Source organism: Peribacillus sp. R9-11 (assembly GCF_031345095.1).
GTDB classification, from domain to species: Bacteria; Bacillota; Bacilli; order Bacillales; family DSM-1321; genus Peribacillus; species Peribacillus butanolivorans.
The window spans coordinates 2,749,580-2,762,872 of record NZ_CP133763.1 but is presented as its reverse complement, the minus strand read 5'-3'; the positions used below and the strand labels follow the sequence as shown (position 1 = coordinate 2,762,872).

The window sequence follows — 13,293 nt, the reverse complement described above, 5'->3', positions numbered from 1 at the left end:
AAGAATTATCCATCATTTTTTTTATTCCTTTAGGGTTCTTCGTAAAATCTTGCCTACACTGGTTTTCGGAAGCGTTTCACGTATATCCACAACTTTTGGCACTTTGTAGGGCGATAAATATTTTTGGCAATGGATAGTCAATTCATCTTTCGTCAAATATTTGCCTTCCTTCAGCACGATAACCGCTTTAACCGTTTCTCCACGGTAATCATCCTTAATCCCAACTACAACCGCTTCTAAAATCGACGGGTGTTCATAAAGAACTTCCTCCACTTCCCGAGGATAAACATTGTATCCGCTCGCTATTATCAAATCCTTTTTCCGATCTACAATGTAATAAAATCCATCACCGTCCTTCTTGGCTATATCTCCTGTATATAACCAGCCATCCTTTAACGAAGCTTCCGTTTCCTTTGGCATATTCCAATATCCTTTCATAATTTGCGGCCCCCTTATTACCAGCTCTCCTACTACGCCTATGTCGGCTTCATATAATCCTGTAGCAAGGTCAAGGATTTTTGCCTCTGTATATGGTAAAGGAATACCCACGGATCCGTTTTTCCGCTTTATGTAAGAAGGAGTACACAAAACCCCTGGGGCTGCCTCCGATAACCCATATGACTGGGAAATTTCCGCTCCTGTCCTTCGCTCGAATTCATCCATCACTTCACCCGGTAATGGTGATGATCCACTATGGCAAAGTTTAATTGAATTGAGCCCAAACTTTTCAGCCTCCGGATGATTATTAAGGGCTGTATACATAGTAGGAACCCCTGCAAAACGAGTAGGTTTTTCCCATTTAATTGTGTTTAACACCTCTTCTAAATGAAATTTTGGAAGAAGGATTAAACAAGAACCTTGTAATATTCCTAGATTCATGCAAATGGTCATTCCGTACACATGAAATAAGGGAATAACAGTTAGGACCTTTTCCACGCCCGGTATCATTGTCTCCTTCAAGATCATGTTATGCTGTTCAATATTCGCAACTAGATTACGATGAGTAAGCATGACCCCCTTTGAACGGCCTGTTGTGCCACCGGTATATTGGATCACAGCAAGATCTTCTTTCGGATTTAACATAACCGGTTCAAATAGACTGCTTCCTGCTTTTATAATAGATTCATAGCTATGTTTGACTAAATCGCTTGAGGCTGATGGTTTAATGCTAACAGAAATGATATTCTTTATAGTAGTCTCAGCTTGAATTGACTTAATGATAGGAGTAAGGGAATCCGAGGCGATGATTGTTTCTGCAGCACAATCAGAAACAATATATTGAATCTCCCTTTTCGTAAACATCGGGTTGATTTGAACAACTACTCCCCCAATGGCTAATATCCCAAAATAGGCAACGACATATTGCGGGCAATTGGAAAGAATCAAAGCAATTCTTTCCCCTTTCTTGATGCCCGCTTTCTGTAGGCCAGCAGCAAAAGAATCGACCTGATTTTTCAATTGAGTATAAGTCCATATTTCTCCCTTATAAGATATGGCTTCATTTTTCGACCATTTAGAAACCGATTGTTCAAGCATTTCATATAAAGTAATGTTTGAAATCTCCTCATTTTCTCTCATTATTTCCCCTCCATTTAGTTATTTACATCGAAAAGGTAGCGCTTTCAAATCATGTGAATCAGAAATTATAGCACTCTCTCTTTTCTTTATTACTTAATATGCAATTTCCATACCAGCATCGAAAGTATTATCAAAACTACTAATGGTTTAATACCATGTTCATTTTTGACTATCCACTTTTGACAAGATGATCAATATTGACCATCATCTATCGCTATGCAATAATTTCTATAAAAAGGATGAGGAGGGAATTTTATTTATAAAACTCGGTATTTCGAAACCCAGAATGTTAATGATTTGCTCTCACTGTTATCAAACGTATTAAATACTTCATCTGATGGTCTTTTCGTATGTAATATAGAAGGTTATCCGATTCTCTATAATGAAGCCTTATTAGAAATGACCAATTTGTCTCATTCATTTATAAATTCCTATGTTATTTACGATGCTGTAGAAATGATGGCGGTTCCAAAAACTAGCGCTGCGATTGTCCTTGAAACGAAACAAGCTTGTACGACAATTATTGAATATGAACACGGGAAAAAGTGTATCGTCACAGCCACTCCTTATTTAGATGCAGATAATGAAATACTGTTCGTTGTTTCCAACCTACGGGATATAACAGAAATGAACCGGCTGCAAAAAGAACTGGAAGAAACACAACAAATCAAAGACATGTATCAAAAGAACTTAGAGCGGTTGCGGAATGAAATAGACAATCAACAGCATATTATTTATCAGAGTAAGAACATGATGCAGGTGATGTCGCTTGCAGAAAGGTTTGCTGAGAATGACTTACCGATATTACTGTTAGGAGAATCTGGAGTCGGGAAAGATGTCCTGGCTAATTTCATTCACGAGCAAAGTAAACGAAAAGGTCCATTAATTAAAATTAACTGCGGAGCGATACCTGATCATCTTTTGGAATCAGAATTATTCGGGTATGAGAAAGGTGCTTTCACTGGTGCCAGTCAGGCGAAGAAAGGATTATTTGAAGCTGCACAGGATGGTACCATCTTTTTGGATGAAGTAGGTGATCTCCCCTATTCGCTTCAAGTTAAACTATTAAATGTGGTACAGGATTATAAAATAAGGAGATTGGGTGGAACAGAAATGAAAGAAGTGAATGTCCGTATCATTACTGCCACAAATGCGGATATCGAAGGACTAGTCAAAAAGAAAGCATTCCGTTTGGATTTATACTATAGACTGAATGTATTATCTATTCATATACCACCATTAAGGGAAAGAAAAGAGGATATTCCAAGTTTTGTATTTTACTATCTGAGACAATTCGAACAAAAATACCACATAAAAAAGAAAGTGGACAATCAAGTATTACAGCAATTTATGGCATATGGCTGGCCTGGTAATATTCGTGAATTGAAAAACTTGATGGAGCGGCTATATCATTTGAGTGAAGGTACAACGATTACAACTGATTATCTACCTGAAAATTTGCTTAGACACAGATCTCGTTTAGAAAAAAGTGAAGAATGGAGTGAACTCGACCAGCACCGCACATTAAAGGAAGCTGTTACTTCATTTGAACAGGCTTATATTTCACGTGCATTAAGTCGTTCAACTTCTTTACAAGAATGTGCAGGTCAATTGGGAATCAGTATATCCTCCCTAGTCCGAAAAAAAAGAAGTATTAAATAGTAAAAGCTGCTATATTTTTTTATGGCTAACATAGTGTTTATATAGCGATAATGTTATATTTAGATGAAAATTATCGTCTTTTTTAGTTAACCAATTTATGTCCATGATTTATGTACACAAAAGAAATTTTATATTCTTTACCGTAAACGATATATACAATAGTGTATTTGACAACGAAAAAGCCTTTCGAGAACCATTGTTGCTGTTTTTAATATAAGTAAATAGACCTTAACTAATGAAGGTCTATTTATTACTCAATACTTCTTCAAATTTTTTCATCTTAATTTTCTCTTGGTATAACATCTAGGTTTAATTTCCAAGATGTTCAGATGTAACAGGATTACCTAATTACTCATATTTTATGGTGTTGCAAAGCATTAAACTTAAAAACTTAATCAAATATTATTAAAACTCCATATTTGTTTTGAAATACCGGCAAGGTATTTACTTCTATTTAAAATTTCATCAAAATCCCACTTCTTTTTCTTACATAGTTCTTTTGTTAATAAAATATTGGACTGACCATTTCCGAATCTCCCTCTCTGTTCCAACGGAAAGACTGATAGAAGGGGTTGGACGGTTAAAAAAATACTTTTCAAATCTATAAAAAGAAGCAGCCACAACTCCTTCAAATCAAACGGACGATGATATATAAAATCACTGTCCGTTCTATATTTCTATCCATTAATTATCCCCCTGGCACTCTTCCTCTCCATGCAAACGCATACAAAGAAAGATCTAACCCATTTATGGTTAGATCCTTTTGTCTTTTTCATTTTTTAAACAACTTTTTCTATGCAACCTTCTGTGTCAATTCTTCAACAGGTTAAAGCGTATGTTTCTTTTTAATCAACTGAAGTTCCATTTCCTTTTTCAACTATGACCGGCAATTTTTTGAACAATACGGCTTTTCTATGATCAAAACATCCTTCCCATTTGGATATAGCGATAGTTGCTAATGCATTCCCAATAATATTGACGATTCCGCGTGCCATATCCATAAGCCTATCGACTGCAAGAACCAAAGCTAGACCTTCTACCGGCAATCCAACAGCGACAAGCGTTGCGGATAAAACAGCAAATGATGCCCCAGGTACAGCTGCAATCCCCTTTGATGTTAGCATCAATACAAGAAGAATCGTAAACTGCTCCATAAGTGTTAAATCAATACCATATAACTGTGCGATAAACGGAACAACCATTGCCTGATACAAAGCTGAACCGTCTAAATTAAATGTGTATCCAGTAGGAATGACAAAAGATACTACAGAGCGATCACATCCAAATCGATTCATTTTATCCATAAGCTGTGGCATTACGGTTTCCGTACTGTCAGTAACGTAACCAATAATTAATTCCTCTTTTAGGTTGCGAATCAGTGTCCACAAATTCACTTTTAAAAGCCATGCGAGGGAACCAAATATAATTACAATAAATACTATAATCGTAATGTGGTTAACGATTAGTAATTTGCCCAACGGAATGAGAGATTTAAATCCAAAGGTCGCAACGGTATTAGCCATTATGGCAAAAACACCGAACGGAGCAAATTTCATTACAAGGTGGACGAAATTAAACATCGTTTCCGAAACCCCTTGGAAAAAATGCAGCACAATTTTTCCTTTGTCTCCTGTGGAAGCCAGCGCGATACCGAACATCACAGCAAAGAATATAACAGGAAGTATTTTCCCTTCCGCTAATGATTTAAAAAGATTAGGTGAAAAAATACCGATTAAAACGTCAATAGGTTTGGTGTCTTCTGCTGTTTCCGTATATTGCTGAATATCGGCCTTTTCCAATTGGCTACTATCGATACCTACACCAGGTTGAGCCAAATTAGAGGCAAATAATCCTACAACTAGAGCTATCGTCGTTAAAATCTCAAAATAAATGATTGTCTTGAATCCTATTTTGCCCATCCGTTTCAAGTTCCCCATGCTGGCAATACTGGAAACAATAACTGAAAATACAAGAGGGATAATAACAATTTTAATCATGTTAATAAAAATCTCACCAAGAGGCTTTACGGCTTGACCATATTGCTTAGACAAAAATCCCAATAAAAGCCCCAACACCATACCCGCGACAATTTGCCATATTAAACCTTTTTTATTCATAACTTACCTCCTTAATAGTTTTAATATTAGATACCTATTAGGTCCAGTCGTTTTTGGGAAAATATACATTAAGACTGAAAGCCCTGCTCTACTAGGGAAGTTCTGAAAACGGCCGTTTACGCTTCTTGTATTAATGGTTACATGTGCTAGCAATATCTATAAAATAAATGATTTGTTAAGATACCATTTCCATAATCCATATCCCTCCTATACTTTATTCATTTTCTAGACTGGGGTCATAGATTCCCCATTAGCGTGATTTCTCCTGTTACTCCCTTTCGTTTCTTTCAATTATTGAAACAGCATTTCAAATATATTAAAATTATATGATAGCGCTTTATTTTTTTAATAGTAAAATTAGTCTGCTAATTCAGAAATCCAAAATTTCCTATAACGGGTATCATTTAACCAGAAAATCCAAATAATTTGTAAAACACCTCGGTAAAGGTTCCACGTCTTGTTGAAGAATTAAATCCCCCTAATTTATTTCGAATGAAGATAATAGTTTATTTCTGTCCATCGTTTGATCCTTTGTATTGGATTTGGACAGAAACCAGCTGTCCTCCATAAAGGGTTTTCTTGCCCCCATTGTCCATGCTACAAAGAAGAAGTAACAGCTACTGTTTTTATACGCTGTAAAAAATTCAACAGCCGCCTGACCTTGTTCTCGCGTACCCGAGCTTGATTCTTTCATACCTCAAAATGGAGCCTGCGGTTCTGCGCCACCTGTTTCACCGTTAATTTGAACCATGCCTACTTCACTATTTCTAATAAAATGGAATGCTTTGTCCAGATTAGTCGTAAACAGGGAAGCACTTAATCCATAAATGGTATCATTCGCTTTAACTATGGATTCTGAATAATCAGCTACTTGTGTAACAGTTAGTACAGGCCCAAAAATTCCCTCTCTTGCAATCGTCATCTCATTTGTTACATTTTCAAATATTGTTGGTTCGATAAAGTACCCTCCATTGAAATTTGATCCCTCTAAACGGATTCCACCGTATAGAAGTTCAGCCCCTTCTTCAGTCCCTTTACCTATATAAGAAGAAACCGTTTCCAATTGTTTTTTAGAAGCTAACGGTCCCATATCTACCGTTTCGTCTAAGCCATCCCCTACTTTAATTTGTTTTGCTTTATCCAAAAGCTTTTCCTTAAATGAATCATAAATGGACTGTTCTACATACACTCGGTTTGTTGCTGTACAGCGCTGACCTGTTTGCTTCATAGCCCCTTCAAATGTTAGCTTACATCCAAATCCATATCAGCATCCTCAAGGACAACTACAGGATTTTTCCCTCCAAGCTCTAGCTGGAATTTTTTGTTTTGCGCCACCGCTATTGAGGCACTCTCTCTCCCTACTTGGTTAGATCCAGTAAAGGTAATAGCTGCAATATCTTGATGCTCTACAAGGGCATTCCCCACCGTCGCACCTCTTCCATTTACTAAATTTAAAACACCTTTAGGCAAACCAGTCTTTTCGAAAATTTCCGTCAGTTTAACCCCTGTTATCCCTGTTTCCTGTGCAGACTTTCCAGACAACTGTATTTCCATACACTAAAGCGGGTGCAATCTTCCAAATCGGAATCGACACTGGGAAATTCCATGGAGAGATCACGGAAACAACTCCTAAAGAGACTCGGAGCGAATAATAACGCTTTTCGGTTTTAGTCCGCATTTTTATTATTGTCTCCATTTTTTATATTTCCTTAACTTTACGTACTGCTTAAAGGGAGAAAGTGAGGATTTATGATCAATAATACAAAATTCGGATTAAAATCCAGTTTTCCTTTAGCACAGGGAAAACTGGATTTTACATTTTTGAGGTGGAAAAATTAAAGACTCTATGTAGAAACTAAGCAGTAATAATATCTTTGAAATATCAGTATGTCTAAGATTTAGGGGATTTCCCACCAGAATTCTCTTCTGTATATGAGTGTATTTGTTTAGGCTTTTTGCGTCGACTTTTCACGTATAGAGTTAATGGTTGCTTGTACAGAAATACGCTCAGGATTTGTCATGATTTCAATGAGTGTTACTCCTTTAGATATAAGTGCACGCTCAAGCGTATCTTTAAATTCTTCATCCGTTGTTACCCTAAAAGCTTGAGCTCCTAGGGCAGCCCCTAAAGAAGAAAAATTTACATCACTTAACTCAGTGCCGATCACTCGCTCCGGATAATGTATTTCTTGATGCATGCGAATCGTTCCATACATACTATTGTTAAATACAAGTGCGATCACTGGAATATTGTAACGGACTGCCGTTTCTAACTCTTGTGTCGTCATCATAAAACCACCGTCACCTGATAATGAAACGACCGTTTTATCTGGATTTGCCAGTTTGGCACCTAAAGCCGCTGGTAAACCATATCCCATCGCACCAGATGTTGGACCAATATATGTTTTAGAACGGTTAAAGGAATAAAAATTGTGTAACCAACTTGCAAAATTACCGGCATCATTCGTAATAATTGCATCCTCTGGAAGTGTTTCCTTAAGAATTCGAATAATTTCCTTATTATCTACACTATGCTCCTTCTCCGCGTCCACTCCGTCTCCAGCATGCTTATATATTTCATTCCTCTCATTTGCCCATTTAGACCAGCTTTTGTCCACCTTCATATCAAGTAATTCTTCTAGTGCTTCTCTCGCATCAGCAACAATACCAACATGTGGACTATACACCTTACCGAGTGTCTCCTCTTCAATATCGATATGAACCAATTTCTGTTCCGGGTTTAGAATGCTATAATCCTGTGTTGTAACCTCCGATAAACGTGTGCCAATTGCCAGAACCAGGTCAGCCTGACGAAGCGTACCGAGTATAGGCGCAAATGTGCCAAGTCCAGAGTGACCGACATACAACGCATGATCATTAGGAAACACATCATGACGACGGAATGACGACATTACTGGAATCTCAAATTTTTCTGCCAGTTTACGCAACGCCTGTTCTCCATTTGCTGCAATTACGCCTCCTCCAGCAAGAATAACCGGACGCTCTGATTGTTCCAGTAGTCGTTGAACGGATACGATCTCTTGCGTACCTGGACGTGGTGCCGGAACTGGAGTAACAGGTCCGAAGCTCATTTCCGCTTCTGCTACGAGAACGTCTTCCGGAAGAGCAATGACAACAGGTCCCGGTCGCCCGCTCTTTGCGATGCGAAACGCCCGCTGAACAAGTTCTGGCATACGTTCTACGTCTTTAATTTCCACGGTCCATTTGGCAATGTGACCGAAAAAACGATCCAAGTCTACCTCTTGAAACCCTTCCCTGCCCCGGAATTTACTATGGACCTGGCCTAAGAAAACAACCATAGGCGTGGAATCCTGGTAAGCAGTATGAATACCAATAGCTAAATTGGCACCACCTACCGCCCGCGTCGCCATGGCGACACCCGGTTTACGCGTCGCTTTACCGTATGCCTCAGCCATAAAAGCGGCACCGCCTTCATGACGTGTAGAAATCAATTGAATGCTTTCCGTTTCATAAATGCTATCCATTAAAGGTAAATAACTTTCTCCGGGAACGCAGAAAACATGCTCAACACCTTCTAGTTTCATACATTCTACAATAGCACGTGCTCCATTCATCGATTTTCCCATTGTTTTTCTCTCCTCTATAATTTCAATATATGAAATAGCATTTCATATATAGCGCAGAACTAAACAGTAATCGTTATTTTTGTTTTAATTCGATGTATTGCTTCATACAATCTTTCAGTTGGTACGGATAAAGAGATTCTGAAATATCCCTCTCCGTATTCTCCAAATGCTACGCCCGGCGTTACAATTACACCGGCTTCTTCAAGCACCTTGGTTGCAAATTCGCTAGAAGTGTATCCTTCTGGTACAGATGCCCAGATAAAAAAACTTCCTTTCGGTGTATCGGATTCAATTCCTATTTCCCGAAGCGCCGCAAGCATTCCTTCCATCCGCTCTATATATATCTGATTGTATTCTTCTACGCAATATTGTTCAGACACAAGTGCAGTGGCAGCAGCTTTTTGAATGGGAAGGAACTGGCTTGTATCCATATTACTCTTCACAACGGATAGCGATTGAAGAGCTTCTTTGTTTCCTACTGCGTACCCAATTCTCCATCCTGTCATGCTATATGTCTTTGAAAGAGAACCAAACTCAACGGCAATCTCCTTTGCGCCTTCTACCTGCAGAATGCTTGGAGCTGTATATCCGTTAAATGTAACCATTTGATATGCAGCATCATGTGTAACGACCATTTGATTACGTCTAGCAAAATCCACGGCTCCCTGGAAAAATGCTAAATCCGCTGTAGCGGCCGTTGGATTTCCCGGATAATTCAAAAACATTAGCTTCGCTTTTTCGACTTCTTGCACGGGAATTGATGTAAAATCCGGTAGAAATCCATTTTCTTTTAATAGCGCCATACTATAAGGAATGCCATTGGCCAGATAAGTAGCCGTTCGATATGTAGGATATCCCGGGTCTGGAAGCAATACAACATCTCCTGGATCAATCGATGCAGTAATAAAATGAGAGATTCCCTCTTTTGAACCGATTAGCGCAAGAATTTCCGTCTCTGGGTCCAAGTCAACATTAAAACGATCTTTATAAAATTGGGCCACCGCTTTTCGGAATTCTAGACAACCACTGTAACCAGGATATTTAAAATTATCCGGGTCTTTCATTTCCTCAATTAATCGATCTACAATGTGCTGTGGAGTAGGCAGATCTGGACATCCAATGCCTAAATCAATTATATCTACTCCTTGCTCAATTAAATTTTGTTTCTTTTTATTAATCTCATTAAACAAATAAGGGGGGACATTCTTAACACGCTTCGGTTTTATAAACATTTTTTCTCCTTTCTGTGCAATCCCAATTCAATATTTAAAAGGGAATTTTATATTTCATTTCAATTATTGAAACGGTATTTCTTTTTTATTTATAATCTAATATTAAAACAAAAAAACTGAATATTCAAAAGTTTTGTAAAATAATGTTATATATTTTTTGTTCTTTACATTTCTTTCATTTTTAATAAAATTTTATTTATCATAATATTACAAAAAAACTGTTTCAATATTTGAAACACCATTTAAAATATGATTAAATATTTGATAAGTATGAACCGTTTAGGGGGGGGAAATATGAACCAAAGTGTAATTAAAGCACTCAAGTTGCTGGATTTTTTTTTAGAAGAAAAAAAAGAGTTAACACTTAGTGAAATAGCAACAAAATCTGATATGCCAAAGCCATCAGCCTATCGATTCCTCACCTCTCTGGAGGTATGTGGTTTTTTGGTAAAGATAAAGAATACCGAACAAGATGTTCGCTACCGTTTGGGTCTAAAGCTGCTTGAATTAGGTAACATAGTCTCAGAACAATTAGATTTACGTACCATTGCTTTGCCCTGGATGAGAGAACTTTGTGCTGACATTAATGAAGCTGTACATCTGGTTATACTCGATGGAGATGAAGCTGTATACATCGAAAAAGTAGAAAGCAGCCAAGCGGTACGGCTGCATACAAGGGTTGGGAAGCGTTCTGAGTTATATATCGGTTCCGGTCCAAAATTGTTGCTTGCTTATTTGCCCGAGACAGAACGGGAAACTCTTCTGAAAAAAATGACTTTTACTAAATTTACGCCGTATACAATTAAAAATAAAGAAATTCTGTATAAGGAAATTGAACAAATACGGTGTAAGGGATATTCCATTAGTAAGGGTGAGCAGGATGAAGAAACAATAGGTATTTCCTATCCTGTACTAGACTATACGGATAAGGTTGTCGCTGCGCTTACTGTAAGTGGTCCGAATACGAGAATGCAGGAGAAAGTTGAAGAAACTATTCGTAAGAAAACAAAAGAAACTGCCAGTCGAATTTCTCATGAACTAGGATATGTAGAAACAGACGTTCTATAGAACAGGATATACTAACCGCTGTTATTTAGAAGAAGTTTTTTATACGGAGGCAATGACATTAATTTCATTCTAAAAACGATCGTTTTTGATGAGCTTTTAGCATACACGAAATGTACGTTTGTATTGTTTAAGTTAGCTTAGTGAACAAAATTTCCCTTTTTTGGAGATATCCCTATAAAACATGAGTGTTTGCTTTTGATAAAGTAGCTTTCATAGTTAAAAGCAGTCCGTTTCCGAACTGCTTTTATTGGCTATGTTCCCTCAACCACTTCAGCATTTTTTGGTCATTGTTTTTGTTTTGGCGTTTGCTTTGGTTTCGGATATAGCGAGAGAGTGTGCTGTGAGAGATGCCGATTTCTTCTGCTGCTTTCCGAATGCTGGTGTTTAGGGATTCGATGGTTTTTTTCATCAGCTCCGGGCTTAAGATTATCTCTTGCTTTTCCTCGAAATGGAAAAAGTCTTGTACGGGTAACGAAGATGCTGCTGTGAGAACAGCTGTCGGTTTTTCCGCCATATGTGAGACCATTGACTTGGCTTCAAGTGGTTCATGTTGTTGAACGGTGTTAATGGAAATCTTCTTTTGACTTTCTTTGACGACGAAATCTGGAGGGAGAATCGTTACGTTAATATTGCTCCAGTAGTCTTTGAACCAGCCTTTCTTTCCGACGCATTTTTCATCGATAGGTTCACTGTATTGCCAGCTTTTAATGACGTTGTCTTGTTGCAGTTCATCCAGGATATGTTCGAATTTATCCCGAATTTGTACGCCATTGTACCGTGAAGAAAAGTCCATTGTTTTTAGCAAGGTGGCCAGATTGCCACGTCCGAACCTTTTGCTTCAAACGCCGCGTGAATTTCGCAGCGTAGTTACCACCAGTCTTGTAACTGTTTACACTCACATATTCTACCCATCTATTAACTTCATAAAGGGGGATGTCATTCTCAGTGATATAATATTGGATTACTTCTTCCCCAAGATTAGGAATGTATTTAAGTCCCTGTTCAACTTTCAAACCGTAATTCACACTGTCACTCTTTCCAGCCATTTAGCTTTTACTCCTTCATTTGAGTTTTCATATTGGTTAAGTTTAACAGTAGCTACAGCATGCAATAATTAAAATACCTTTTTACTGCCTCCGCAGCTTTCTTTCGATTTTTTAAACCACGACTCTTATGTCTAATGTTTTAGAAAAATAAATTGGTTAGACACTTCTAGCTCTCTTATAACCAAATTAACATTATAATTAGTTTATTTCAATAACATTCCCCCCTTCATCTCCCGTGGATTTTTCTCTTAAGAAAATCATTATTTATAAAAAATCACTTATATATATTTTTATTTAATTATTAAAAAACTCCTATAAATATACATAAGAATATAAATTTTATGTTTATACAAAAAAATAAACCTATAAATAATTATAAGTCACGTATTTTTATATTTTTTGACTTTCATCACATGAAATTATTTTAATATAATAAAACTGTAATAAAATCTATAATAAATGAACCTAAAAAAAATGCTATTTTTATAGCAATTAGTCAAGAGTTTAATATTATGTAAGAGCTATACCTTTGATCAACGGAAACGCCTCCCGTTATGGGCAACTTCCTCTAAAAGAATTATAACTGCTATTTAAACACTAATTCCCCATTTATTATATAAGTTATAGTTATTTATTAGCTATTTCTCGTAAAGCATACACCTCTTAAACTTGTATACTCATTCACTCTAACTCCTAAAAGATAAAATACCTTATGTACACTATTGTATATATCGTGTACATAAGGTATATAAAAATATTTGGAGAGTGTTTATTATTCTTTATTTAATCGCGATTCTTTTCCCGCCTTTAGCAGTCTTATTAGCAGGCAAACCAATTCAGGCCGTGCTTAATTTGATTCTTACCCTATTTTTCTATGTACCGGGTTTGATTCATGCAATCTTGGTCGTTCATGATAAGAAAGCCGATAAAAGAATGAAGCAGCAGGCCGCCATTATTGCCCAGTCGAAAAGAAATGACTAAG

Annotated in this window: 12 protein-coding genes and 1 pseudogene; 3 read left to right on the top strand and 10 right to left on the bottom strand. The window is 37.2% G+C overall.

The features are described from left to right. Window positions 1-21: 21 nt before the first annotated feature. On the bottom strand, window positions 22-1,578 hold the full coding sequence (locus RE409_RS13530) for a long-chain-fatty-acid--CoA ligase (RefSeq protein ID WP_309559182.1): 1,557 nt from the start codon (window positions 1,576-1,578) through the stop codon (window positions 22-24). 297 nt (window positions 1,579-1,875) lie between these two features. Here RE409_RS13530 and RE409_RS13525 point away from each other — a divergent pair, with 297 nt between their 5' ends. Beyond that, the gene (locus tag RE409_RS13525; protein ID WP_309559181.1) at window positions 1,876-3,240 is read left to right on the top strand and encodes a sigma-54 interaction domain-containing protein; all 1,365 of its coding nucleotides are present in this window, start codon (window positions 1,876-1,878) and stop codon (window positions 3,238-3,240) included. A gap of 845 nt (window positions 3,241-4,085) precedes the next feature. Here the strand turns inward: RE409_RS13525 and RE409_RS13520 are convergent. The 7 genes and pseudogenes from RE409_RS13520 to RE409_RS13505 all read right to left on the bottom strand — a co-directional run bounded on the left by RE409_RS13520 (window position 4,086) and on the right by RE409_RS13505 (window position 10,197). Beyond that, complete coding sequence (locus RE409_RS13520) at window positions 4,086-5,357, bottom strand: dicarboxylate/amino acid:cation symporter (RefSeq protein WP_309559179.1); 1,272 nt, start codon at window positions 5,355-5,357, stop codon at window positions 4,086-4,088. 478 nt (window positions 5,358-5,835) lie between these two features. Then, window positions 5,836-6,051: a hypothetical protein gene (locus RE409_RS30715; RefSeq protein WP_397444170.1), complete on the bottom strand. Its 216-nt coding sequence runs from the start codon at window positions 6,049-6,051 to the stop codon at window positions 5,836-5,838. Window positions 6,052-6,054: 3 nt separating this feature from the next. Continuing rightward, window positions 6,055-6,588: pseudogene (locus RE409_RS30710) on the bottom strand (aldehyde dehydrogenase family protein); the annotation flags it as partial. 11 nt (window positions 6,589-6,599) lie between these two features. Beyond that, on the bottom strand, window positions 6,600-6,911 hold the full coding sequence (locus RE409_RS30705) for an aldehyde dehydrogenase family protein (RefSeq protein WP_397444169.1): 312 nt from the start codon (window positions 6,909-6,911) through the stop codon (window positions 6,600-6,602). Next, window positions 6,856-7,035, bottom strand: coding sequence for an aldehyde dehydrogenase family protein (locus RE409_RS30700; protein ID WP_397444183.1), 180 nt, complete (start codon window positions 7,033-7,035; stop codon window positions 6,856-6,858). The genes RE409_RS30705 and RE409_RS30700 overlap by 56 nt, the downstream gene beginning before the upstream one ends. Before the next feature lie 268 nt (window positions 7,036-7,303). Beyond that, window positions 7,304-8,965: a thiamine pyrophosphate-dependent enzyme gene (locus tag RE409_RS13510; RefSeq protein WP_309559177.1), complete on the bottom strand. Its 1,662-nt coding sequence runs from the start codon at window positions 8,963-8,965 to the stop codon at window positions 7,304-7,306. A 59-nt stretch (window positions 8,966-9,024) separates the two neighbouring features. Beyond that, window positions 9,025-10,197 (bottom strand): LL-diaminopimelate aminotransferase, encoded by a 1,173-nt coding sequence (locus RE409_RS13505; RefSeq protein WP_309559176.1) that lies wholly within the window; start codon window positions 10,195-10,197, stop codon window positions 9,025-9,027. 294 nt (window positions 10,198-10,491) lie between these two features. Between RE409_RS13505 and RE409_RS13500 the strand changes: the two genes are divergently transcribed. Then, window positions 10,492-11,265, top strand: coding sequence for an IclR family transcriptional regulator (locus RE409_RS13500; protein ID WP_309559174.1), 774 nt, complete (start codon window positions 10,492-10,494; stop codon window positions 11,263-11,265). A 244-nt stretch (window positions 11,266-11,509) separates the two neighbouring features. Here the strand turns inward: RE409_RS13500 and RE409_RS13495 are convergent, their stop codons facing one another. Then, on the bottom strand, window positions 11,510-12,058 hold the full coding sequence (locus RE409_RS13495; RefSeq protein ID WP_309559173.1) for a helix-turn-helix domain-containing protein: 549 nt from the start codon (window positions 12,056-12,058) through the stop codon (window positions 11,510-11,512). Further along, a complete protein-coding gene (locus RE409_RS13490; protein WP_309559172.1) occupies window positions 12,015-12,311 on the bottom strand; it encodes a hypothetical protein in 297 nt (98 codons plus the stop codon). The genes RE409_RS13495 and RE409_RS13490 overlap by 44 nt, the downstream gene beginning before the upstream one ends. A gap of 774 nt (window positions 12,312-13,085) precedes the next feature. Between RE409_RS13490 and RE409_RS13485 the strand changes: the two genes are divergently transcribed. Continuing rightward, the gene (locus RE409_RS13485) at window positions 13,086-13,292 is read left to right on the top strand and encodes a YqaE/Pmp3 family membrane protein (RefSeq protein WP_201183272.1); all 207 of its coding nucleotides are present in this window, start codon (window positions 13,086-13,088) and stop codon (window positions 13,290-13,292) included. Window position 13,293 lies beyond the last annotated feature (1 nt).

What these genes read in the sequence shown, in the direction of transcription:
- RE409_RS13530 (WP_309559182.1), bottom strand. Translation starts at nt 1,578, where the DNA reads ATGAGAGAAAATGAGGAGATTTCAAACATTACTTTATATGAAATGCTT.
- RE409_RS13520 (WP_309559179.1), bottom strand. Translation starts at nt 5,357, where the DNA reads ATGAATAAAAAAGGTTTAATATGGCAAATTGTCGCGGGTATGGTGTTG.
- RE409_RS30715 (WP_397444170.1), bottom strand. Translation starts at nt 6,051, where the DNA reads ATGAAAGAATCAAGCTCGGGTACGCGAGAACAAGGTCAGGCGGCTGTT.
- RE409_RS30705 (WP_397444169.1), bottom strand. Translation starts at nt 6,911, where the DNA reads ATGGAAATACAGTTGTCTGGAAAGTCTGCACAGGAAACAGGGATAACA.
- RE409_RS30700 (WP_397444183.1), bottom strand. Translation starts at nt 7,035, where the DNA reads ATGCGGACTAAAACCGAAAAGCGTTATTATTCGCTCCGAGTCTCTTTA.
- RE409_RS13510 (WP_309559177.1), bottom strand. Translation starts at nt 8,965, where the DNA reads ATGGGAAAATCGATGAATGGAGCACGTGCTATTGTAGAATGTATGAAA.
- RE409_RS13505 (WP_309559176.1), bottom strand. Translation starts at nt 10,197, where the DNA reads ATGTTTATAAAACCGAAGCGTGTTAAGAATGTCCCCCCTTATTTGTTT.
- RE409_RS13500 (WP_309559174.1), top strand. Translation starts at nt 10,492, where the DNA reads ATGAACCAAAGTGTAATTAAAGCACTCAAGTTGCTGGATTTTTTTTTA.
- RE409_RS13495 (WP_309559173.1), bottom strand. Translation starts at nt 12,058, where the DNA reads ATGGACTTTTCTTCACGGTACAATGGCGTACAAATTCGGGATAAATTC.
- RE409_RS13490 (WP_309559172.1), bottom strand. Translation starts at nt 12,311, where the DNA reads ATGGCTGGAAAGAGTGACAGTGTGAATTACGGTTTGAAAGTTGAACAG.